This is a genomic window from Enterobacter sp. RHBSTW-00175 (assembly GCF_013927005.1).
GTDB lineage: Bacteria > Pseudomonadota > Gammaproteobacteria > Enterobacterales > Enterobacteriaceae > Enterobacter.
Genome location: NZ_CP055930.1, coordinates 652,344 through 672,089, shown reverse-complemented (window position 1 = coordinate 672,089; position 19,746 = coordinate 652,344). Strand labels below are relative to the sequence as shown.

The 19,746-nt window shown below is 54.3% G+C and carries 31 protein-coding genes and 1 pseudogene; 19 read left to right on the top strand and 13 right to left on the bottom strand.

Annotation, left to right across the window (positions count from 1 at the left end):
* The first annotated feature begins 50 nt into the window (after positions 1-50).
* Positions 51-1,085: a Gfo/Idh/MocA family oxidoreductase gene (locus HV107_RS03185; protein WP_182062054.1), complete on the top strand. Its 1,035-nt coding sequence runs from the start codon at positions 51-53 to the stop codon at positions 1,083-1,085.
* A gap of 53 nt (positions 1,086-1,138) precedes the next feature.
* Positions 1,139-1,354, top strand: coding sequence for a zinc ribbon domain-containing protein (locus HV107_RS03180; protein ID WP_182062053.1), 216 nt, complete (start codon positions 1,139-1,141; stop codon positions 1,352-1,354).
* Here the strand turns inward: HV107_RS03180 and xseA are convergent.
* On the bottom strand, positions 1,351-2,724 hold the full coding sequence (gene xseA, locus HV107_RS03175) for an exodeoxyribonuclease VII large subunit (protein WP_182062052.1): 1,374 nt from the start codon (positions 2,722-2,724) through the stop codon (positions 1,351-1,353). The two genes, HV107_RS03180 and xseA, sit on opposite strands and share 4 nt — an antisense overlap.
* 159 nt (positions 2,725-2,883) lie before the next feature.
* Here xseA and guaB point away from each other — a divergent pair, with 159 nt between their 5' ends.
* The 3 genes from guaB (at position 2,884) to HV107_RS03160 (ending at position 7,438) form a co-directional block, all read left to right on the top strand.
* Complete coding sequence (guaB, locus tag HV107_RS03170) at positions 2,884-4,350, top strand: IMP dehydrogenase (protein WP_014071321.1); 1,467 nt, start codon at positions 2,884-2,886, stop codon at positions 4,348-4,350.
* 68 nt (positions 4,351-4,418) lie between these two features.
* The gene (gene guaA / locus HV107_RS03165) at positions 4,419-5,996 is read left to right on the top strand and encodes a glutamine-hydrolyzing GMP synthase (protein WP_182062051.1); all 1,578 of its coding nucleotides are present in this window, start codon (positions 4,419-4,421) and stop codon (positions 5,994-5,996) included.
* A gap of 191 nt (positions 5,997-6,187) precedes the next feature.
* Positions 6,188-7,438 carry a site-specific integrase gene (locus HV107_RS03160; RefSeq protein WP_182062050.1) on the top strand — a complete coding sequence of 417 codons (1,251 nt, stop codon included), beginning with the start codon at positions 6,188-6,190 and terminating at the stop codon, positions 7,436-7,438.
* Positions 7,439-7,451: 13 nt separating this feature from the next.
* Here HV107_RS03160 and HV107_RS03155 read toward each other — a convergent pair whose 3' ends face one another.
* From HV107_RS03155 to HV107_RS03100, 12 genes are all read right to left on the bottom strand, one after another.
* Positions 7,452-7,637 (bottom strand): hypothetical protein, encoded by a 186-nt coding sequence (locus HV107_RS03155; RefSeq protein WP_047344943.1) that lies wholly within the window; start codon positions 7,635-7,637, stop codon positions 7,452-7,454.
* Positions 7,634-8,281: an MT-A70 family methyltransferase gene (locus HV107_RS03150; protein ID WP_182062049.1), complete on the bottom strand. Its 648-nt coding sequence runs from the start codon at positions 8,279-8,281 to the stop codon at positions 7,634-7,636. Before HV107_RS03150 ends, HV107_RS03155 begins: the two co-directional genes overlap by 4 nt.
* Entirely contained in the window at positions 8,278-8,469 is a 192-nt protein-coding gene (locus tag HV107_RS03145; protein ID WP_182062048.1) for a DUF1382 family protein, read from the bottom strand. The genes HV107_RS03150 and HV107_RS03145 overlap by 4 nt, the downstream gene beginning before the upstream one ends.
* The gene (locus tag HV107_RS03140) at positions 8,466-8,624 is read right to left on the bottom strand and encodes a DUF1317 family protein (RefSeq protein WP_182062047.1); all 159 of its coding nucleotides are present in this window, start codon (positions 8,622-8,624) and stop codon (positions 8,466-8,468) included. The genes HV107_RS03145 and HV107_RS03140 overlap by 4 nt, the downstream gene beginning before the upstream one ends.
* A complete protein-coding gene (locus tag HV107_RS03135) occupies positions 8,617-8,916 on the bottom strand; it encodes a PerC family transcriptional regulator (RefSeq protein WP_182062046.1) in 300 nt (99 codons plus the stop codon). Before HV107_RS03135 ends, HV107_RS03140 begins: the two co-directional genes overlap by 8 nt.
* A 108-nt stretch (positions 8,917-9,024) precedes the next feature.
* Complete coding sequence (locus HV107_RS03130) at positions 9,025-9,273, bottom strand: AlpA family transcriptional regulator (RefSeq protein WP_182062045.1); 249 nt, start codon at positions 9,271-9,273, stop codon at positions 9,025-9,027.
* 49 nt (positions 9,274-9,322) lie between these two features.
* Entirely contained in the window at positions 9,323-10,231 is a 909-nt protein-coding gene (locus HV107_RS03125; RefSeq protein WP_182062044.1) for a RecT family recombinase, read from the bottom strand.
* A complete protein-coding gene (locus tag HV107_RS03120) occupies positions 10,228-11,049 on the bottom strand; it encodes a PD-(D/E)XK nuclease-like domain-containing protein (RefSeq protein WP_182062043.1) in 822 nt (273 codons plus the stop codon). Before HV107_RS03120 ends, HV107_RS03125 begins: the two co-directional genes overlap by 4 nt.
* Complete coding sequence (locus tag HV107_RS03115) at positions 11,046-11,345, bottom strand: hypothetical protein (RefSeq protein ID WP_150318762.1); 300 nt, start codon at positions 11,343-11,345, stop codon at positions 11,046-11,048. The genes HV107_RS03120 and HV107_RS03115 overlap by 4 nt, the downstream gene beginning before the upstream one ends.
* Before the next feature lie 7 nt (positions 11,346-11,352).
* A complete protein-coding gene (locus HV107_RS03110; protein ID WP_182062042.1) occupies positions 11,353-12,420 on the bottom strand; it encodes a hypothetical protein in 1,068 nt (355 codons plus the stop codon).
* Positions 12,417-12,566, bottom strand: coding sequence for a hypothetical protein (locus HV107_RS03105; RefSeq protein WP_162843058.1), 150 nt, complete (start codon positions 12,564-12,566; stop codon positions 12,417-12,419). The genes HV107_RS03110 and HV107_RS03105 overlap by 4 nt, the downstream gene beginning before the upstream one ends.
* Positions 12,567-12,717: 151 nt before the next feature.
* A complete protein-coding gene (locus HV107_RS03100) occupies positions 12,718-13,308 on the bottom strand; it encodes a helix-turn-helix domain-containing protein (RefSeq protein WP_182062041.1) in 591 nt (196 codons plus the stop codon).
* Between the two features lie 154 nt (positions 13,309-13,462).
* On the opposite strand from HV107_RS03100, the gene HV107_RS03095 reads away from it, so the two are divergent.
* From HV107_RS03095 to HV107_RS03035, 14 genes and pseudogenes are all read left to right on the top strand, one after another.
* The gene (locus HV107_RS03095) at positions 13,463-13,693 is read left to right on the top strand and encodes a hypothetical protein (protein ID WP_032634928.1); all 231 of its coding nucleotides are present in this window, start codon (positions 13,463-13,465) and stop codon (positions 13,691-13,693) included.
* A gap of 151 nt (positions 13,694-13,844) precedes the next feature.
* A complete protein-coding gene (locus HV107_RS03090; protein WP_032636567.1) occupies positions 13,845-14,039 on the top strand; it encodes a hypothetical protein in 195 nt (64 codons plus the stop codon).
* Complete coding sequence (locus HV107_RS03085) at positions 14,036-15,088, top strand: DNA cytosine methyltransferase (protein WP_182062040.1); 1,053 nt, start codon at positions 14,036-14,038, stop codon at positions 15,086-15,088. Before HV107_RS03090 ends, HV107_RS03085 begins: the two co-directional genes overlap by 4 nt.
* Entirely contained in the window at positions 15,088-15,921 is an 834-nt protein-coding gene (locus HV107_RS03080) for a DnaT-like ssDNA-binding domain-containing protein (RefSeq protein ID WP_182062039.1), read from the top strand. The genes HV107_RS03085 and HV107_RS03080 overlap by 1 nt, the downstream gene beginning before the upstream one ends.
* 120 nt (positions 15,922-16,041) lie before the next feature.
* Positions 16,042-16,506, top strand: a complete 465-nt coding sequence (locus HV107_RS03075; RefSeq protein ID WP_182062038.1) for a crossover junction endodeoxyribonuclease RuvC — start codon at positions 16,042-16,044, stop codon at positions 16,504-16,506.
* Between the two features lie 56 nt (positions 16,507-16,562).
* Complete coding sequence (locus HV107_RS27200) at positions 16,563-16,694, top strand: hypothetical protein (protein WP_259349679.1); 132 nt, start codon at positions 16,563-16,565, stop codon at positions 16,692-16,694.
* On the top strand, positions 16,691-17,173 hold the full coding sequence (locus tag HV107_RS03070) for a hypothetical protein (RefSeq protein WP_182062037.1): 483 nt from the start codon (positions 16,691-16,693) through the stop codon (positions 17,171-17,173). The genes HV107_RS27200 and HV107_RS03070 overlap by 4 nt, the downstream gene beginning before the upstream one ends.
* A complete protein-coding gene (locus HV107_RS03065; protein ID WP_182062036.1) occupies positions 17,170-17,451 on the top strand; it encodes a hypothetical protein in 282 nt (93 codons plus the stop codon). Before HV107_RS03070 ends, HV107_RS03065 begins: the two co-directional genes overlap by 4 nt.
* Complete coding sequence (locus HV107_RS03060; RefSeq protein WP_182062035.1) at positions 17,448-17,822, top strand: alpha/beta hydrolase; 375 nt, start codon at positions 17,448-17,450, stop codon at positions 17,820-17,822. The genes HV107_RS03065 and HV107_RS03060 overlap by 4 nt, the downstream gene beginning before the upstream one ends.
* Positions 17,823-17,824: 2 nt before the next feature.
* A complete protein-coding gene (locus HV107_RS03055; RefSeq protein ID WP_180238328.1) occupies positions 17,825-18,028 on the top strand; it encodes a hypothetical protein in 204 nt (67 codons plus the stop codon).
* 3 nt (positions 18,029-18,031) lie between these two features.
* A pseudogene (locus tag HV107_RS03050) lies at positions 18,032-18,376 on the top strand (hypothetical protein); the annotation flags it as partial.
* Between the two features lie 375 nt (positions 18,377-18,751).
* Positions 18,752-18,958 (top strand): hypothetical protein, encoded by a 207-nt coding sequence (locus tag HV107_RS03045; protein ID WP_182062034.1) that lies wholly within the window; start codon positions 18,752-18,754, stop codon positions 18,956-18,958.
* Positions 18,958-19,323 carry a phage protein NinX family protein gene (locus HV107_RS03040; RefSeq protein WP_182062033.1) on the top strand — a complete coding sequence of 122 codons (366 nt, stop codon included), beginning with the start codon at positions 18,958-18,960 and terminating at the stop codon, positions 19,321-19,323. The genes HV107_RS03045 and HV107_RS03040 overlap by 1 nt, the downstream gene beginning before the upstream one ends.
* Positions 19,316-19,654, top strand: coding sequence for a hypothetical protein (locus tag HV107_RS03035; RefSeq protein WP_182062032.1), 339 nt, complete (start codon positions 19,316-19,318; stop codon positions 19,652-19,654). The genes HV107_RS03040 and HV107_RS03035 overlap by 8 nt, the downstream gene beginning before the upstream one ends.
* Positions 19,655-19,746 lie beyond the last annotated feature (92 nt).

Below are 19,746 nucleotides of genomic sequence, written 5' to 3'. Positions count from 1 at the left end.
TTGCCGGGGCAGGCGTAATGCCCCGGCAATTAACTCAACGAGGTAAGCACATGCTGTTAGGGTTTGTCGGACTAGGCTCCGTAGTTGAAACGGCCTACTTGCCTGCATTACGACATCGCTTTAGCGAATCTGTACAGTGTCTGGGGTTTGATGTTGACCCCGCAAAACAGCCCGACGGCGTGACGCGATGCGAATCACTTGATGCGCTTCTCGCCCAACCTCTTGATACCCTGTTTATCACAACGTCTTCCCTGCACCATCTTGAGGTGCTTGAGCAGGCGCTGGCTTCCCCGGTCCCGCGTATTGTTGTTGAAAAGCCTATTGTCGCGACGCTTGCCCAAATCGAAAAACTGAAAACACTGCTGGCATTGCCCGGCGCGGCTTCCCGTGTGCTGGCGCTCGATCACTGGATGGCGCGTCTCGGTACCGTGCAGCAGGGGCTGGTCGACACCGCGGCTGATATTGTCAGAATCGAAGGATTTCTTCAGGAGCCGAGTGGGTATAACGCGGCGGGTGAGTCCATCGCGCTGAACTTTGCCACCGGCGAGCCGGATACGCGCACGCTTCGCCACCCGGACGGCGTTATCCTGGATATTGGCACGCATGTGCTGGCGATGATGCGTGAAACCTTGCGCTATCTCGGGGGGAATGGTGATATGGCCTTGCAGGTGCTGACTGCGAAAGACCGCCTGGGGCGCGATATCGGGAAGGGGGATTTGACCACCGCAGAGGGTGAAGCACACCTTCAGGGGCAGATCAGCGGCGTGCCGGTCGAGCTTTGGCTGAACAAATATGCCGGGCCGTCAGGTGGGCAAAAAGGGGTGCGGATTTATCTGCGCAATGGGCGCATCATCAGCCACGACAGACGCGGTGCAGAAGATGTTCTGGAACATATTGATGGTGAGGACATTCAACGCTGGCAAGTACCTGGTTCCATCTATGAGCACTGCCTGGCCGGGCATATTCTGGGGGCACAAAGTGTGTTCGAACGCGATCCGCAAGAAGTGCCCCGCATAACTCAACGCAGGGTTGAAGAGGTTGAGCTTCTGCTGACATTACAGCAACAGCTGCGTGGCCCCCATTAAGCGCATCGTGATAAAATTAACGCAGTAATGAATACCAGGTTAAAGGAGTCACTATGTCGATTATCTGCCCGGATTGCCATGCAGAGCTGGAGCCACAAAACGGTGTGGCTCACTGTGAAAAGTGTAACAACGACATTGCGCTTGAAGCGCGCTGCCCGGAGTGCCATAAGCCGCTCCAGGTGCTAAAAGCCTGCGGTGCAGTGGATTATTTCTGCCAGAACGGCCACGGGTTGATCTCTAAAAAACGCGTGGAATTTGTGCCGGTTTAATCCGGCTTTTTCTTCCGCGTTTTTTTGGCAACGGTTACGCCTTTCACTTCGCTTTCCACCCAGCCATCTGACAGCCGGGTGGTGAGCACATCACCGGCTTTCACTTGTTTGGTCTGCTTCAGCACTTTGCCATCCGTTGCGGTTGTCACGCTGTAGCCGCGCGCCAGCGTGGAAAGCGGGCTAACGGCCTCAAGATGGGTCACGGCATTACCAAAGCGCTCACGGGTGTTGCTCAGTCGTGCACGCAGGTTCTCTGCCAGGCGAAACTCCAGCTGTTGAATACGCGTTTGCGCGCGATAAATTTTCGGCTGCGGGTTTTGCTGGTTCAGGCGTTGGGTCACACGCTGCTGGCGTGATACCGCGCGCTTAACCTGATTATCCAGGGCGAAGTTCATCCGCTGGCGCAGGCGATCCAGCACGGTCTGCTGACGCGCCAGACGCAACTGAGGGTGCTGCTGTTGCAGGCGATGATGAAGCTGCGTAAAGCGGCGGGTGCGATTCGCGAGGAAATAGTCCATCGCCATTTCAAGACGCTGCTGCCCGTTCTGAAGCTGGCGCAGCAACTCAAGCTGATTGCGGCTAACCACTTCTGCCGCCGCCGATGGCGTAGGCGCGCGCAGATCCGCCACAAAATCAGCGATAGTCACGTCTGTTTCGTGTCCGACGGCGCTCACCACCGGGATAAGGCTGGCAAAGATTGCCCGCGCCACGCGTTCGTCGTTAAAGCTCCACAAGTCTTCCAGCGAACCGCCGCCACGCCCAACGATTAATACGTCACACTCCTGACGCGCGTTCGCCAGTTCAATGGCGCGCACAATCTGGCCCGGTGCATCGTCACCCTGCACGGCAGTCGGGTAGATGATGACGGGCAGGGAAGGGTCACGGCGCTTAAGCACGTGCAAAATATCGTGCAGGGCCGCACCGGTTTTAGAGGTGATGATGCCCACGCAGTGTGCCGGTGAGGGCAGGGGTTTTTTGAACTGCTGGTCGAACAGACCTTCTTCGGAGAGTTTGGCTTTTAACTGTTCGTATTTCTGTTGCAGTAAGCCTTCACCCGCAGGCTGCATACTCTCGACAATAATTTGATAGTCACCGCGAGGTTCATACAGGGTGATATTGGCACGAACCAGAACCTGCTGGCCGTGCTGCGGGCGGAACGTTACGCGACGATTGCTGTTGCGGAACATCGCGCAGCGCACCTGAGCGGTGTCGTCTTTTAGCGTAAAGTACCAGTGGCCGGATGACGGTTGGGTGAAGTTTGAGATTTCACCGCTGATCCAGACCTGCCCCATTTCCTGCTCAAGCAGTAAACGAACCGTTTGATTTAGGCGGCTGACAGTAAAAATTGAGGGGGTTTGAGAGGATAACATGTGAGCGGGATCAAATTCTAAATCAGCAAGTTATTCAGTCGATAGTAACCTGCTGAGAGGGGAGCGCAAGTATTTTTTATAAAAAAGTGTAGATGCAATCGGTTACGCTCTGTATAATGCCACGGCAATATTTAACCACCCAGGTCAGAGATATTGCCCATGCTACGTATCGCTAAAGAAGCACTGACGTTTGACGACGTCCTCCTTGTTCCCGCTCACTCCACCGTTCTGCCGAATACTGCCGACCTCAGCACGCAGTTGACTAAAACCATTCGCCTGAACATTCCTATGCTCTCTGCGGCAATGGACACCGTGACTGAAGCGCGCCTGGCAATCGCCCTGGCACAGGAAGGTGGCATTGGCTTTATTCACAAAAACATGTCTATCGAGCGTCAGGCTGAAGAAGTTCGCCGCGTGAAGAAACATGAATCCGGTATCGTCACCGACCCTCAGACCGTTCTGCCAACCACTACTCTGCACGAAGTTAAAGCCCTGACCGAACGTAACGGCTTTGCCGGTTACCCGGTTGTGACTGAAGCCAACGAACTGGTGGGTATCATCACCGGCCGTGACGTGCGTTTCGTGACCGACCTGAACCAGCCTGTCAGCGTTTACATGACGCCGAAAGAGCGTCTGGTGACCGTTCGTGAAGGCGAAACACGTGAAGTGGTCTTCGCGAAAATGCACGAAAAACGCGTTGAGAAAGCGCTGGTTGTGGATGCGAACTTCCATCTGCGCGGCATGATCACCGTTAAAGACTTCCAGAAAGCAGAACGTAAACCAAACGCCTGTAAAGACGAGCATGGCCGTCTGCGCGTAGGTGCTGCGGTTGGCGCGGGTGCTGGCAACGAAGAGCGTGTTGATGCGCTGGTTGCGGCAGGCGTTGACGTGCTGCTGATTGACTCCTCTCACGGCCATTCCGAAGGCGTTCTGCAACGTATCCGTGACACCCGTGCGAAATATCCTGACCTGCAAATCATTGGCGGTAACGTGGCGACTGGCGCAGGCGCTCGTGCTCTGGCTGAAGCTGGTTGCAGCGCGGTGAAAGTGGGTATTGGTCCTGGCTCCATCTGTACTACCCGTATCGTGACCGGCGTGGGCGTTCCGCAGATCACCGCCGTTTCTGACGCGGTTGAAGCGCTGGAAGGCACCGGTGTTCCGGTTATCGCTGATGGCGGCATCCGCTTCTCCGGCGACATCGCTAAAGCTATCGCCGCTGGCGCTGCTGCTGTGATGGTAGGCTCCATGCTGGCCGGTACTGAAGAATCCCCGGGTGAAATCGAACTCTTCCAGGGCCGTTCTTATAAATCTTACCGTGGTATGGGTTCCCTGGGCGCGATGTCTAAAGGTTCCTCTGACCGTTACTTCCAGACCGATAACGCGGCTGACAAACTGGTGCCGGAAGGTATCGAAGGTCGCGTTGCCTATAAAGGCCGTCTGAAAGAGATCATTCACCAGCAGATGGGCGGCCTGCGCTCCTGTATGGGTCTGACCGGCTGTGGTACCATTGACCTGCTGCGTACTAAAGCGGAATTCGTACGTATCAGCGGTGCGGGTATCCAGGAGAGCCACGTTCACGACGTGACGATCACTAAAGAGTCCCCGAACTATCGTCTGGGCTCCTGATTTTCTTCGCCCGACCTTGTGTCGGGCGATTTATTTAATCTGTTTCACTTGCCTCGGAATTAGCGTCAATGACGGAAAACATTCATAAACATCGCATTCTCATCCTCGACTTCGGTTCTCAGTACACTCAGCTGGTGGCGCGCCGCGTGCGTGAACTGGGCGTTTACTGTGAACTGTGGGCGTGGGATGTCACGGAAGCACAGATTCGCGAATTCAATCCAAGCGGCATCATCCTGTCCGGCGGCCCGGAAAGCACCACCGAAGAGAACAGCCCACGCGCACCGCAGTACGTGTTCGAAGCAGGCGTTCCGGTATTCGGCGTGTGCTACGGGATGCAGACCATGGCAATGCAGCTGGGCGGCCACGTTGAAGGTTCTAACGAGCGTGAGTTCGGCTATGCGCAGGTTGAAGTGGTTACCGACAGCGCGCTGGTGCGTGGTATCGAAGACTCCCTGACCGCAGACGGCAAACCGCTGCTGGACGTGTGGATGAGTCACGGCGACAAAGTGACCGCTATCCCGGCTGATTTCGTGACTGTTGCCAGCACCGAAAGCTGCCCGTTCGCGATTATGGCGAACGAAGAAAAACGCTTCTACGGCGTACAGTTCCACCCGGAAGTGACCCACACCCGTCAGGGGATGCGGATGCTGGAGCGCTTCGTGCGTGACATCTGCCAGTGTGAAGCCCTGTGGACCCCGGCAAAAATCATCGACGACGCCGTTGAGCGTATCCGCCAGCAGGTTGGCGATGACAAAGTGATCCTCGGCCTGTCCGGTGGCGTTGACTCCTCCGTGACCGCGATGCTGCTGCACCGTGCTATCGGCAAAAACCTGACATGCGTATTCGTGGACAACGGTCTGCTGCGTCTGAACGAAGCCCAGCAGGTTATGGACATGTTCGGTGACCACTTCGGTCTGAACATCGTTCACGTGGAAGGCGAGAAGCGCTTCCTCGATGCGCTGGAAGGTGAAAACGATCCAGAAGCCAAACGTAAAATCATTGGTCGTGTCTTCGTAGAAGTGTTCGACGAAGAAGCGCTGAAGCTTGAAGAGGTTAAATGGCTGGCACAGGGCACTATCTACCCTGACGTTATTGAATCTGCTGCCTCAGCAACCGGCAAAGCACACGTCATCAAATCTCACCACAACGTAGGCGGCCTGCCGAAAGAGATGAAGATGGGTCTGGTTGAACCGCTGCGTGAGCTGTTCAAAGACGAAGTGCGTAAGATCGGTCTGGAGCTGGGTCTGCCGTACGATATGCTCTACCGTCACCCGTTCCCGGGTCCAGGTCTGGGCGTGCGTGTGTTGGGCGAAGTGAAGAAAGAGTACTGCGACCTGCTGCGTCGTGCGGATGCTATCTTCATCGAAGAGCTGCACAAAGCCGACCTGTACAACAAAGTGAGCCAGGCGTTCACCGTGTTCCTGCCGGTTCGCTCCGTCGGCGTAATGGGCGATGGCCGTAAGTACGACTGGGTTGTTTCCCTGCGTGCGGTAGAAACCATCGACTTCATGACCGCACACTGGGCGCACCTGCCGTATGACTTCCTGGGCCGCGTGTCTAACCGCATCATCAACGAAGTTAACGGTATTTCCCGCGTGGTGTATGACATCAGCGGTAAGCCACCGGCTACGATTGAGTGGGAATGATGTATAGCTAGTTCATAGCACATCATATCTATTCAATTTCATCTCTAACCCTCTGTAATTGCAGAGGGTTTTTGTTTATAGCTACTCATATCTATTCACTCTACACCACATTTTTCGACGGTACAGGTGACGGTATTACCCGAAAGGTATACTCTCATACCGACAAAACATGGATGCATTACGGGTGAATTTTGCTTACCGATACAAAACTGAAAAACCTGAAGCCACAGGAGAAACTGTACAAGGTTTCCGACCGTGACGGGCTGTATGTCGCCGTGCTCACGTCAGGCTCTGTCTCGTTCCGCTACGACTACCGCATTAACGGCCGCCGGGAAACGCTGGTGATCGGCCAGTACGGTCGTGACGGTATCAGTCTGGCGGAAGCGCGCGAGGAACTCATTGCCGCCAAGAAGCTGCTGAAGTCAGGCCAGTCGCCTGCTGCGGCGAAACGTGACGGTATCAGGCAGATCGCCGGAGCCGAAACATTCGCGGTATATACCGACGCCTACATGAAGCACGTCACCCTGGCAGACAGTACCCGCGCCATGAAGCAGGCGGTTATCGAACGGGATATCCTACCGGCGCTCGGCAACAAGATGATGACTGAGATAACCACCAGAGTGGTGCGCGACCTTTGCGATCGTATCGTAGAGCGTGGCGGCCGGGCGACGGCGATTCAGGTCAGGGAGATAATCAGCAGCGTCTACCGGTACGCCAATGACAGAGGTCATGGCCTGTTCAATCCGGCGGCAGACATTAAGCCATCATCCATCGCCATGTTTAAGCCGCGTGAGCGCACGCTATCACCGGAAGAGATCGGATTATTCTTCCGCGCACTGGATGACGTCGGTGCTATGGGCTCCATGAAGATGGCTCTTAAACTGGTGCTGCTGACGCTGGTGCGCAAAAGCGAATTCACCTTTGCAACGTGGGATGAAGTCGATTTCAAAAAGTGGACGTGGACGATTCCCGCAGACAGGATGAAGGCCGGGCGCGCGCATGTGATTTACCTGCCGAAGCAGGCTCAGGATTTGCTGGTGGGTTTGCAGATGTGCGCCGGTGGCAGTGAGTACCTGGTGCCCGGGCGCTACAACTTCCGCAAGCCGTTATCGAACGCTGCTCTAAACTCGCTGATAGACCGGACCGTGGATGCCATAAACAAAGACGGAGAGAAAATTCAGGACTTCACCGTGCATGACCTGCGCCGGACGGCCAGCACGCTACTGCACGAAGCGGATTACCCTTCAGACTGGATCGAGAAGGCACAGGCACATGAACAGAAGGGCGTGCGAGCGGTGTACAACAAAGCGGAGTATGCCAGGCAGCGAGCCTATATGTTGCAGCAGTGGGCGGATATGATTGATGCATGGATTAACGGGGAGCACACCGATCTGGTGCCGTTCTCCCCGTCGAAGTTTGAGAAGTGGATGGAAACTGTATAGCCGCTTGTTTAGGTTAATGTATCGGTGTAAATGAAAAATCATTGTCATGCTCAACGTCATCATGGACATAAACATAAAACGTATCCATGCCATCGTTGAGCGCGATAATCTCTCCGTCATCGCCAACTTCAGGCTTTATCATCCGCTGACAATATGGGCAATAGAAACCATCCTTATGGTCTTGCACCTCTTTACTCATGCTGCACGCTCCCGGCCCTGGTTGTCTGTTGGTGACAGCGGAGCATTTGCGAATGCCCGCGTCATCCCGGCGATATCCAGCGCGTAGCCAGGGTGCAACTGCACCGCCGGTCCTTCGCACTGGTTTCCCCAGACATCAAAGCCATGCGACGACTCGCGGGCAAAAAGCTCAATTCGCGGCACATCGCCCAGCAACTGCACCAGTTTTTCCCGGATAACGTCCGGCTTGCGCGAGTTATCCAGGCGTGGCGCCGTGACGTGCTGGCAGATTGAGGCGTCCATGCGCGCCGGCAGTTTTCCGCGTACCGCAAACAGGCAGTCTTCGCTGTTCGCCCGGGTCATATGGCCCATGCCGATCGCGCTGTTGCCTTTGTGCTTATTCGTCTTGTGCCAGGTGAATCCTTTCATCGTCATCAGTTTGAAACCCCATGCCTCAACAACCTTCAATGCCTCAACCGGCTGGGTCGGAACCCACCACATAGCCAGCAAGCAATCGTCAGCGGCAAGATCCCACACTGGCAGGCGGCAGATATCCAGCACGCTCATGACAGGGTATTTGAACCCGGCGCCGCGGTTCCCATCAGCGGCTTTGTCGCGGTATGTCCAGGGAGGATCTGCGTAGATAAGAGTGTATTTACCGGTCATGCTTCACCGCCTTCAGACTTCTCAGCTTCTAAAGCAAGAGACTCCAACTTATCCATAAACATTGCAGACAGCATTGCGTACTCCGCGTCTGTTGCTGCTGGCATTGGAACAAATCGGATGCCGAACGAGGCGAGCATATTTGCAGCCTCGAGGCACTTTCTTAAATCTGCTGGTGCTGCTTTGTTCATGCTGCCACCTTCTTGCTGTTCATCAACTCAGCCAGGCGCTGAGCCTTTAATGGGTCTCTGATAACGTCACCGCTTGGTGCTATCCATCCACGGCGATTAATGGAGTAAGGCAGCGTTACACTGCCAACTGTGATACCGTCATGCGGGTTAGTCATACACCACCCCGCGACATCCGATCCCGCTATATTCACCCTGGCGAATGTGGTTGCTCATAGTTATGCATTGCTGGCGGCGCACCGCGATGCGGGCGCGCTCCACTTCACCTATTGCAACATCCATGCACTGAAGCCAGAGACGGGCAGCAATGCGGTAATGACCTCTGTTTTCGCGGTCAATGGCCCGACTTTCAATTTCCATTGCTTCAGGCGTTACAGCGACAACTTTGCCAGGGCTGCGCTGAGAAACTTTGTTCATGTGATACTTTTCAAGACGGGTTAGCTTTTTCACTTTTCAATCCCCCTTAACTGATTACCGCCGCCAGCCACATCAGGTAGGCGATTACGGTCAGATACAGGTACACATCTGACCATCTCCCAAAATGCCTCTTCAGCGCCGTCATGCTGCTGCGCTCACCGGGCGATAAACGCGGCGGTCAACTGGCGGCTTTTTTCCGGTAAACGTTGCCGGGCTTGCCGCCTTACGCTTATCGAGCCAGGATTCAACTTCGCTCTGGTCCCACGCACAGCGGCGGTCGGTGATCCAGAAACGGGACGGGAATTCTCCAGCCTGTTCCAGGCGGTCAATCGTGCTCCATGACAGTGGCACCACCGCCAGGAGTTCCTTCTTACCAAATGCACCTTTCATAAAAACCTCTCGTGGTTGCAGGTGTGGCGCCGTGGCGCCACGGTGGTGATTACATAGGGACTTCGTTCAGCTCATCGCGGCGGACGTTGTAAACGTCTTCTGCCATTTCAAGCCATTTACCGGACAGCGCATCTTTTGCACCAGGACGCTTTTTCCCGTCAGGCCATACCCCGCCGTTGAAGATCAAATTCAGCTTTTCTACGCTCTCAGCTTTGCCAGCCGCATCAGTGAAAGACATCAGCATCTCATCTGGATCGCGGTCGTCGCTGCTCTTCGGCTTCTCTTCCTGGTGCTGCTCAGGTTTAGAGTTGATCAGCTTGTTCATGCCTGATGCGGTGGCTGGTACTGGCGTGATATCGCGTTCAACGCGCGGTGCCGTCTCCTGCAATTCGTCAGGGGTGTACACGCCAAGAAGGACGTCAGGGGCATGAAGACGCGCCCAGCGCTTAACGCAAAGATATGCGAGCTGCTGGCGAGGATCCTGCTCCCAGAGAGGAGAGTTGCGTACTCCTGCCTGGGCCATGCTGATCGTCAGTTCGCGCGGCTCTGACTCTCCTTTGAGGGTTGCCGACACTGTTACGGTGAGGTTCGGCGATTTGTCGGATTTCCCGTTTACTTTCGACCAGTCACCATCCCAGCGATAATTCAGGCGGGTGGCCAGCAGATTGGAGGAGGACACAACCGCGTTCACCAGTTGCGCTTCGTAGCCCAGGGTACCGTTGACGACGTGAGTTTTCTGCGCCACGGCGAACGGGTTCATTCCCCACTGCGCCGCCTGCATGGTCACGGCCAGGCAGTCAGCAGGCTTTCCTGCCAGGTGCGCAGGAACCGTGGCCTTACTGTCAGCCATCAGGGTTGCGAAACGCACAAGGCGGTCCATACCCTCAGGACTGAAGATTGCCGCGGCGGTACCGACGGTAGCGCCAGGCTGCGATGTGATTGCGATGTCGTTGCTCATACGTACATATCCTGTTTGCGTGCCCACTCAGGGCGTTTAATAATTTCAAATCCACCCCAGTCGCCTGTTTCTCGGCACTGGTGGTAGGTATTCAGATCCCTGCGGAACAGCGCGTGCCCGGCATCGACGTCCGGCGCATCCAGTTCGAACACACGCACGGGGTATCGGCCGCAGTCGATGGTTTCGCTTACTGCCAGGAAGAAGAAGCCATGTGGTTCGCCGGTGGTCTGCTGCACGCCTTCGCGGTACATGGCGTCCTGTACGTGGTACCGGAATTCCTCTACGTGTCGTGAGAACCGCTCCATGTCGGCAACCTTCTTCACGTCCAGTAGAACCGGATGATTCTTCAGTCGCTTATCCGGGCGAATGCGGCACAGTTCACCAGTCTCCGGATCCGTCCAGTAATGCGATGCTTCGCAGAATCCTTCCGCTTCCAGAAGCCACCTCGCAGCCGGGTGGGCCATCGCGCTGTCGCGCATCAGTTGCAGTTTTCGTCCCTGTTCTGCGTCCATCACCGTCATGCCCATGCCAGCAACATCATTCAGGAACGCAGCTTCATCCTCTTTGCCTGCTGTCGTGCGGCGGTTGAAATGCGGCGCCACGATGAAGCGCTTATCGAACTCTTCCGGCTCCAGCAGCAGGCAGTGCAGTGCGGTGCCAATGTCCAGCGCTTTCAGTTTTTCGGTGTCGACCGGCGCTGATTTTTGCCATTGCAACAGAGCCGGGCTCAGTGAAACCATATCCAACTGAGACTTACTCACGCCGTCACCGGCGTGGTAGTCCTCGTTGCTGATGTCGAAATAAATACCTGGTTTCATGCCGCGTTCCTCGCCGTGTCAAGTTGGTCAGCCAGATCCCACTTGGCAATAACGCCAGTCAGCTCGCGCTGGTATGCGGCGAGAAGCTCTTCAAACTCAGGGCTCATCATCAGTTCTTCAAGAACCTCACGGCGTACGCCTTTGCGCTCCAGTTCGTAGAATGGCGATTGCAGTTTGAGATGACTGATTGCGTCGATAAGCTCTACCTGGCGCTCGTAGTGCAACTGGCTCAGCTGATAGTCGCTGCCGATGCTGGTCATGATTTTTTTCAGGTTGTTAATCTGCTGGATGTTCATACGCACCTCAGTACTTGATAGAGATTGCAGAAACCTTCCCGCTGGCGATGGCGATCAGTGCTTTCTCTGCCATTTCCTGCGAAAGACCGCTTTCAACCAGGTCTGCGATAGCCTGGCGATTGATGGTGCGGCGGTGCTCTTTGTCAGCAGCACGGCGCGTTTCTTCATCGGCAATGCGTTTCTGTTCTGCCAGGCGTGCGGCTTCCGCTTCTTCCTGGCGGCGGCGCTCAGCTGCGATAGCAGCGTTCTTTTCCTGCTCAGCTTTTTCCGCAGCAGCTTTTGCTTCACGCTCTGCTTTCTGCTGGGCTTCAATTTTTTCGCGTTCTGCGCGTTCAGTTGCAGCTCTGGCTTCAGCTTCACGTCGTGCAGCAGCATCAATCTCGGCCTGTGCTTTTGCTTCTGCATCACGCTTAGCCTGCTCTGCTGCCTCCCGGCGGATAGACTCTTCACGTTCGAGGCGTGCTTTTTCTTCTGCCTCTTTACGCAGGCGTTCCAGCTCAGCAGCTTCGTGCTCGCGCTTTTGCGCTACTGCCAGAGATGCTTCCAGTTGCTGAATGGTTGAATCCTTAGCAACACCAGCTTCTGCTGTGCGCTCCTGCCAGCTGTCATCCAGCACTACGGATTTAGCTTCCTGAATGCGCGACTGAATATCAGTGGATGGAAGGTAGTTGCCGGCAGCGTCGATCACGTCAGACAGCGAGCGCAAATCTACAAGACGCTGTTGCAATGCTTCAGTGCGAGCCTTTTCCTTGTCTTCCCATTCAGTAAGAGGGCGGCGTACTTCATCGCGAATCTGATCGCATTCGGTCACGAATCGGCGCAGTTCGGCTTCAACAACTTTCGGTTGTTCCTTCAGGCGCTTCAGATAATCACGACCTGGTTTTTCAACAGCAGTTTTGCTGCGGGATACCTGGGCTGACAGCGATGCGATACGGGCGCGGCCTTTAGCGGTGCTCAGGTCAGGAACTTCGTTAACGCCATTACGGATCTGCTCGAGAAACTTTTCCAGACCGTTTTCAACGTAAATGCTTGGCGCCAGGTCCGGCGCGATTTCGATGATTGCTAATTCACTCACTTGCTCACCCCCATATCCATTTCAGTTTTGACTGCCATCTTGGTGACGAACGCCCAGTTGATGGCCTCATGCAGAGTGCGGCACTTGGTGCTCATCAGCCCGCACGCCGTAACGCAGTACCAACCGTTGATGATTTTCCACTGCATAATTCGTTACCTCAGTGTTACCGTTGAGGTAATAATTATCCCTATGTGGTTTGAAGTCAATAGGTATGATTATAAAAAATTACCCATAAGGTAATTGTTATGGCAATAAAAAAGCCGCTCAATGGCGGCTTAGTATCTGAAATGTATGATTTTACTCTTGCGTTTTACCATTCTGAACAATCACAAAATCGACATAGCTCTCAATCTTGCTTTTCTCGCTCTCAGGTAACAATGCGTAGCGGGCCCGGTCGTAATGAATGGTTGCCGGGTCGCGGGGATGAATGAGCAACTCATAGCCACGGCGCCCGAACGCGCTGGCGATGGACTCCAGTGTGGAGATCGAAACGCTAACCTCATTGTTCAGCATTCTGTTGATTGTCGCCTGGGCAACGCCGGACGCTTTTGACAATTTACCCTGAGATGAAAGGTCGCGGTTGTTCTGCATCCAAGATTCCAGGTTATGCGCCGCCAGCTGGCCGATATCTGACGGGGTAATCTCTTCGTGTACGATAGCGACAGCAGACAGAGAATGGTCGATATCCAGCCAGTTTGTTGGCTTGTTGGCTGCCTTCTCAATCTTGCGCGCCACCGTGTCGCCGACAACCTTCTGACCACGCGCCCAGCGATTTACCAGGTTAGCCTGAGTTTCCAGTCTTTCCGCCAGACGAGTCTGCACCCCGTTAAAATCACGGTCGATGATATCGTTAATATTCTGCCTGCGGATATCCTGAATACTTTTCATGCTCTGGTTAATCGCCTCATATATGAATCAGTTAGTGAATCAATTAAAAGCGATTTTACCTGTAGGGTAAATGCACCCCACAGGTAACAAACCTTGATTTTTATTACCTTCTGGGTGAATATTTGTTATCTGAAATTAATATCAGGCAATAGCTATGAGCGAGAACGAAAAATTCGACTTCAAAAAACACTGGTTGCAACTCACTCCTGATGAGCGAAATGCCTTTGCTGACGAGGCCGGGACGACTAGTCATTACATCCAGACGCATCTGACAGGGCGGCGGAAAATGCCCGGTAAGACATTGATGAATGGGCTATTTAAGGCATGTAAACAACGCGGATGGGTCAGAACAAAGCCGGAACTGGCTATCTTTTTCTACGAATAAAACCTCTTTCAAACCCCCATCAGGCCGCCTTCTGGCGGTCTTTTCATATCTATTCAGCCCTCTCAGGTAATAATGATCCGAATATGGTTGATCTTTTTTCGGCCATCGCACAAAATTACCGATATCCATAACCAAACATGAGGCCGTTTTCGTGAAAATTGTCACCAGAATGGAGGCCGCTAAGGCTGGCCTGAACAGATTCTACACCGGCAAAGCCTGCCGGAATGGTCATAAGGCGGAGCGCTACGTACTGAATGGCACCTGTGTTGAGTGCGCACTTCAGAGCGCAAACCGTCACCGCAGCGAGTTCTCTTCCGCTCTCAAATCCGCACGGGGTGAAGCATGAAACCCGCAGCGTATTACAACGAAATCGACCCATTTGCAGCGCAGTGGCTGCGTAACCTGATCGCCGGCGGCCATATCGCCCCGGGCGAAGTTGATGAAAGGAGTATTGAAGATGTCAAACCTGACGACCTGCGAGGATTCACACAGTGCCACTTCTTCGCCGGAATTGGCGTCTGGTCTCATTCCCTGCGCCTCGCCGGATGGCCTGACGATAAACCAGTCTGGACTGGCTCCTGCCCGTGCCAGCCTTTCAGCGCGGCAGGCAAAGGAGATGGGTTTGCTGACGAGCGGCACCTTTGGCCCCACTTCTTCCACCTCATCAGCGAGCGCAGACCTCAGCATGTCTTTGGCGAACAGGTTGCAAGCGGTAACGCAAACGCATGGTTCGACCTTGTACAAGCTGACCTGGAAGGAATGGGATACGCCTTCGGGCTTGTGCCGTTTGCGGCAGCGGGCGTCGGTGCGCCGCACATCAGAGAGCGGGCCTACTGGGTGGCCAACGCCAGTAGCGAATACGAATCCGCAGCCGGAAACGAAACGGGGATTACAGCACGTCTCCGGAGCAGCTCGACTGACAGGCTGGCAAACACCGGTGGCGAACGACTCAACCGGGTCGACTCATTGCTACAGTGGGAAGAATCAGAACGGGCAACCAAAAGTGTGCTTGAAGCTGCCGGGCACAGCGTTACTGGCGGGATGGGTTACGCCGACAACTCGCGACTGGAAGGACACATCAGGGATGACAGCGCAGAGGGAAGGGAAAGAGCGACTGGATCAGTTACCGCGCCAGGCTTACACAGCAGGCCCATTGAGGTTAACGGTTTTTGGCGAGATGCGGACTGGGTCTTTTGTCGAGATGGGCAATGGCGTCCAGTTGAATCCGGCACATTCCCGCTGGTTGCAAGGTTTGCCAAAAGCCTGGGACACGGTAAGTCCTCATTACGAGCAATGGCTGGACGCAACCGCACAGGCCGACTTAAGGGCTACGGTAACGCCATAAACGCACAGGCCGCATCTGAGTTCATCCGGGCTTATATGGGAGTGATCTGATGGCACGTATACGCACGATTAAGCCTGAGTTCTGGACCGATGAAGATATGTCAGAGGTATCAGAGGCAGCATGCCTTTTGGCGATCGGCCTTCTTAATTACGCCGATGATGAAGGGTATTTCAATGCCAACCCGAAACTGATTAAAGCTGCAATTTTCCCTATACGGGAGCAGTCCGGTAGCATTCCGGTACTGATGCGAGAGCTTTACAGCGTGGGATATATCAGCCTGTTTTCCGGCCATGATGGCAAAATTTACGGACTTGTGAATAACTTTGCCAAACATCAGGTCATCAACAAGGCTAAAAAGAGCATTATCAAAGACTTATGTGTGTTACCGTATGATTACGGTACTGATACCGAACAACTACCGCCTGGAAGGGAAGGGAAGGGAAAGGAAGGGAAAGGAAAAACCCCACTCATAGGAGGCGAGCAAAATTCACCTGTGGATAACTCTGCTGGTGGCGGTGAACCAGATCCGGATGCGAACAACGCGATGCTGAATGGCTACGTTGCTCCTGGTGGAATGGGTGAGTTTGGGAAATTCCAGATGCACGACAACTGGAAGCCGGATCCGCAGTTCGCCAAGAGAGCTTCTCAATGGGGAATAAACCTGAAGACGGAAATCACACCGTTCGAGCTGGCAGAATTCATCACGTACTGGAAAGCGGAGGGCAAGGCATTCCATCACGACCAGTGGCAGCAGAAGCTGGCGAGAAGCGTGCAGCAGTCCAGGGCAAGGCCAGCTGCCCAGCAGCAGAGAAGGGATATCAACGACGTTCCGGAGCCAGACAAGACAATTCCAGAGGGATTCAGGGGCTACCAGGCCACATAGCAGCACCAGCGCGGCAGCGCATTTTTTTACGCCTTCATAATTACCTTGCGGGTAACGAAATGTGCGCATTGCTATTGATTTTAATTCATATATGGATTTAAATTACCTAGGGGGTAAATCATGACGGCGATTTTAGGGATTGACCCGGGATGTAGCGGAGCGCTGGTTCTCGTCACTGAACAGGGCGGATACATCCACCATCTGGCAATGCCAACCATCAAGGTCGGCACAAAGTCCAGAGTCAACGGTGCAGCGGTGGCGGCATGGATCAGGCAGTACGGAATAACGCACGCTTACCTTGAGCAGGTCGGTGCAATGCCAGGGCAGGGAACGGCGAGCATGTTCACGTTCGGTCATGCAGCTGGTGTAGCTGAGGGGATCCTACAGGGGCTCAACATTCCGTACACGCTGGTAACGCCGCAGGCCTGGAAGAAGTCAGCCGGGCTTATCGGTAGCGACAAAGACGCGGCGCGCAGCAGGGCGATTCAGCTTTACCCGGAGCTCAGGGCACTGGATGCCAAAGCGAAAGGCCAGGCCATCGCGGATGCACTGTTAATCGCAAGATTCGGGATCGGCGTTAAATAACGATCCTTTTTGATATCAACGTAATCAATAATTTATACAGGTAAGCGGGGGTAAGTATGGATTTTGAGAACTATAGCGGCAGAACTCTTCGTGTTTATTCGCTGACGCTCAACTTTGTCGTGGTAATCGCTGTGATTGCACTGTCGGCGTTTGGTGTCTGGCTGATTAATGAATGGGTGGCGGCATGAACATCGAAACAGTAAACGAGCTCATCGCCTCCCTGGAGAGCGCAGGCGAGCTGTCGATCAGAGAGCAGAAGTTCCTGAAGCTGGCGAAAGAGTTTCGCATTTGCAGCGCTTCACTGGATGCCGCCATAAAAACCGGGAATATGCTGGCAGACCAAAATGCTCAGCTGGCTGCGGAGAATGAGGGGATGAAGGAGTGGAGTCCTAATCCGCATAGCGCCTCGATGTTTGAGGCTATCGAGAAAGCCGAAGAGCTTATGGATGACGGAATGCCAGAGCTGGCGATGATCGAGGCCTTTGAAATTCTCAAGATGAAGCGAACCCCGGCAACAGACGCTTTCCTGGCTGAAGTGCGGGCGCAGGGTGTGGATGCTGCTATCGAACACCTGCTTAACAAATTCGAAGGCACAGGTCACATTGGCGTTCCAGTAATGGCGCTTGAGTGGTTGGCGCAGGAACTTCGCAAAGGAGTGCAGTCATGAGCGTAATCCAGTACGTCGCAAGCGATGCAGGTACGTTTCCCGAGGATGCATATTTCCTCGACCCTCGACATATCGATGAGCTCACTTCTGAGTGGGAATTTGAAAGCTTGGCGCAAGATGCTGCCCTTGATTATTTCGACAACCATGACGGTTGGGAGTCATCTTGGCCGTTGGATATCGAACTGTTCGTTGACGGCGAGAGCGTAGGTGTATTTGCGGTTGAAATGGAATATGTACCTCGCTTCAGCGCAAGAAAAAGAACGGAGGCCGCCCAATGAGCAACATCGACAAACAGGCTCTTGTCATTCCGCAGCGCGAAAAACATGACTGGAGCCAGGCGGTAATGCGTGACTGCGACTTCTGCCAGCAGTGGGCTCTTACTGTTAAGCACTCTGACGGCGGGTGCATATGCGCCAGTTGCTGCGATTCAGAATATACAACTGCACTTTCCATCGCTCTTGTCGTGGCAATGGAGCGCTCAGAAGCCGCAGAGAAGCGGATTGCTGAGCTGGAGAGTAAAGAACAGCACAGTGAACGCCAGTCAGTAATTGATGCGTTGGCTAGTTCAGGTGAGGAATGGAGTGATATCGAAGAATACATGCAGAAGTGGGACGCGGCACGCGCCGCCGCAGCCGGTAAAGGAGAGTGAGCATGACTGACAAATGCGAAAAATGCACGGTTGGGATAATCGGCACAAAACCGATTCTCGCCGGGAACTGGCGTGCTGCCGCTGCTGACTTTGACAAAGTTATCGACGACTGGAACGAGAAGACAAAGCGCTTTGCCATTCCGCACCCTGGTTTCGCTCGAAAATTCTTTTACTGCCCATTGTGCGGTAGCAAGGTTGAGGACTAACCCATGAGCACTATTACCAAAGAACGCGTTGCAGAATTCATCAAAAAACCTCTCGATAACGGCTTAACCCGTGGCGAACAAATGGAGCTGGCGCGTATCGCGCTGGCATCGCTCGAAGCGGAGGCTGTGGCGTGGCTGCTGTCAGGCGGCGGCGCAAAAAACAACGTCAGCTTCGATAGTGGCAATGCTTATGCCGACCCGCTGCGAGAAGTAACGCCGCTCTACACCGCCCCGCCAGCACCGGTATCTGTGCCCGCTGCGATGGAAATGGATGATGACTTTGACAGCGCGTTTGAACACGGAAAAGCTGTAGGCTGGAACGCCTGCCGCGCCGCCATGCTTCAGGGTGCCGATGGCAACTCTCCGGTGATTCCGGATGGTTCAAAAGAAGCGCTTTCTGATGCTGTGGCGGCTATTTACTTCAACGATAGTAGTGATTACTTTTCGGCGCTCTGGTCTGTCGTGCGGGCGCTGTCACCTGAAACAGCTGAACTCCTGGTGAATAACGAGAAAGCAGCATTTGATGCAACCAGACTTCCAGCAGCACCGCAGCAGGAGGTGAAGTGATGCCTCCAGTCAAAGTAGTAATTATCACTCTGGTCCTGATAGCTGTTGCAAGATTCATGAGCGGCGAGATGGGGGTAATTTGGTGATGCCTAACCCATTCGACTTCGTTATGTTCGTGCTGCTCACCTGGGGCGTAATCGACCAGGCAGGGTGGACATGGTGAGAAAACTCAAACAGCGGCGCTTGCGCCGCCTCAAGGCCGATATCGCCTGGTGGATGGCCGAAGCGCAGGACTGGAAGGATATCGCCATGGAGCACGCAGTTGAAATCGACAGGCTAAAGAAGTTGGTTATCCGCGTGCCGATGCCCGTGGTGGTGCCCGAGTCTGTGGCCGATGAACTGAAATTGAGAGAGGTGGGTTGATGGACTATTCACAGTTAACAGACCAAGAGATAAACATTCAGGTTGCAAGAATTATGCATCCGGGTAGAGAGGTTATCGAGAGCAAAAGCAGGACACCATCTGCATGCGTGATTGGACACCTTCCAAGTAAGTGGGTTGATTACTGCAACAACCCGGCAGACGCATGGCCGATTATCGATGACAGCAACATCGCGTTAATTCCATCAGGTGGATTTGGCTGGGTAGCTGTAAGTAATTTAACGTTAAACGGCGAATCTTCGTACATTGATGAGCGTCTTGATGATTGTTTCCAGTGTGAAGATTGGAGTGGGCTTCGTGCCGCCATGATTGTCTTCCTCATGATGCAGGAAAATCAGAATGGCTAAAACCGCAGCAGAACGCAAAGCAGCGCAGCGCGCCCGCCAGGCGGAAGCAGGTGAGCGCAAACTGGAACTGGTGCTCGACGAGCAGGAAATGGAGATGCTGGCGCGGAACTGCGCCGGGCGGCGACCCGGGCGTGACCCGTATGAACTGAGCGAGTACATTGCGCTGCTGATCCGCCAGGATGATGCCCGGGTGCGTGGGCGTATCAAAGCAATTAGTGCCAACCGGTGCGGAAGGTGCGGAGATAAATTGCCTGTTGCTGATTGCTGTCTGAAGGAAGAGGAATCATGTTGGGCGCGAATGGGCTGGCACGAAACGAAGATTGTGGTGTGACATGTCACGATAGCGCCACTGAATTGCAATGGCCGCCGACTATGGCGGCTTTGTTTTGCGTGATAGTATTACCTTCATGGTAATAAGATTAC

Excerpts from the sequence above, each read along its gene's own strand:
- HV107_RS03185 (WP_182062054.1), top strand. The coding sequence starts at position 51 with ATGCTGTTAGGGTTTGTCGGACTAGGCTCCGTAGTTGAAACGGCCTAC.
- HV107_RS03180 (WP_182062053.1), top strand. The coding sequence starts at position 1,139 with ATGTCGATTATCTGCCCGGATTGCCATGCAGAGCTGGAGCCACAAAAC.
- xseA (WP_182062052.1), bottom strand. The coding sequence starts at position 2,724 with ATGTTATCCTCTCAAACCCCCTCAATTTTTACTGTCAGCCGCCTAAAT.
- guaB (WP_014071321.1), top strand. The coding sequence starts at position 2,884 with ATGCTACGTATCGCTAAAGAAGCACTGACGTTTGACGACGTCCTCCTT.
- guaA (WP_182062051.1), top strand. The coding sequence starts at position 4,419 with ATGACGGAAAACATTCATAAACATCGCATTCTCATCCTCGACTTCGGT.
- HV107_RS03155 (WP_047344943.1), bottom strand. The coding sequence starts at position 7,637 with ATGAGTAAAGAGGTGCAAGACCATAAGGATGGTTTCTATTGCCCATAT.
- HV107_RS03150 (WP_182062049.1), bottom strand. The coding sequence starts at position 8,281 with ATGACCGGTAAATACACTCTTATCTACGCAGATCCTCCCTGGACATAC.
- HV107_RS03145 (WP_182062048.1), bottom strand. The coding sequence starts at position 8,469 with ATGAACAAAGCAGCACCAGCAGATTTAAGAAAGTGCCTCGAGGCTGCA.
- HV107_RS03140 (WP_182062047.1), bottom strand. The coding sequence starts at position 8,624 with ATGACTAACCCGCATGACGGTATCACAGTTGGCAGTGTAACGCTGCCT.
- HV107_RS03130 (WP_182062045.1), bottom strand. The coding sequence starts at position 9,273 with ATGAAAGGTGCATTTGGTAAGAAGGAACTCCTGGCGGTGGTGCCACTG.
- HV107_RS03125 (WP_182062044.1), bottom strand. The coding sequence starts at position 10,231 with ATGAGCAACGACATCGCAATCACATCGCAGCCTGGCGCTACCGTCGGT.
- HV107_RS03120 (WP_182062043.1), bottom strand. The coding sequence starts at position 11,049 with ATGAAACCAGGTATTTATTTCGACATCAGCAACGAGGACTACCACGCC.
- HV107_RS03115 (WP_150318762.1), bottom strand. The coding sequence starts at position 11,345 with ATGAACATCCAGCAGATTAACAACCTGAAAAAAATCATGACCAGCATC.
- HV107_RS03105 (WP_162843058.1), bottom strand. The coding sequence starts at position 12,566 with ATGCAGTGGAAAATCATCAACGGTTGGTACTGCGTTACGGCGTGCGGG.
- HV107_RS03100 (WP_182062041.1), bottom strand. The coding sequence starts at position 13,308 with ATGAAAAGTATTCAGGATATCCGCAGGCAGAATATTAACGATATCATC.
- HV107_RS03095 (WP_032634928.1), top strand. The coding sequence starts at position 13,463 with ATGAGCGAGAACGAAAAATTCGACTTCAAAAAACACTGGTTGCAACTC.
- HV107_RS03085 (WP_182062040.1), top strand. The coding sequence starts at position 14,036 with ATGAAACCCGCAGCGTATTACAACGAAATCGACCCATTTGCAGCGCAG.
- HV107_RS03080 (WP_182062039.1), top strand. The coding sequence starts at position 15,088 with ATGGCACGTATACGCACGATTAAGCCTGAGTTCTGGACCGATGAAGAT.
- HV107_RS03075 (WP_182062038.1), top strand. The coding sequence starts at position 16,042 with ATGACGGCGATTTTAGGGATTGACCCGGGATGTAGCGGAGCGCTGGTT.
- HV107_RS27200 (WP_259349679.1), top strand. The coding sequence starts at position 16,563 with ATGGATTTTGAGAACTATAGCGGCAGAACTCTTCGTGTTTATTCGCTG.
- HV107_RS03070 (WP_182062037.1), top strand. The coding sequence starts at position 16,691 with ATGAACATCGAAACAGTAAACGAGCTCATCGCCTCCCTGGAGAGCGCA.
- HV107_RS03065 (WP_182062036.1), top strand. The coding sequence starts at position 17,170 with ATGAGCGTAATCCAGTACGTCGCAAGCGATGCAGGTACGTTTCCCGAG.
- HV107_RS03060 (WP_182062035.1), top strand. The coding sequence starts at position 17,448 with ATGAGCAACATCGACAAACAGGCTCTTGTCATTCCGCAGCGCGAAAAA.
- HV107_RS03055 (WP_180238328.1), top strand. The coding sequence starts at position 17,825 with ATGACTGACAAATGCGAAAAATGCACGGTTGGGATAATCGGCACAAAA.
- HV107_RS03045 (WP_182062034.1), top strand. The coding sequence starts at position 18,752 with ATGGTGAGAAAACTCAAACAGCGGCGCTTGCGCCGCCTCAAGGCCGAT.
- HV107_RS03040 (WP_182062033.1), top strand. The coding sequence starts at position 18,958 with ATGGACTATTCACAGTTAACAGACCAAGAGATAAACATTCAGGTTGCA.
- HV107_RS03035 (WP_182062032.1), top strand. The coding sequence starts at position 19,316 with ATGGCTAAAACCGCAGCAGAACGCAAAGCAGCGCAGCGCGCCCGCCAG.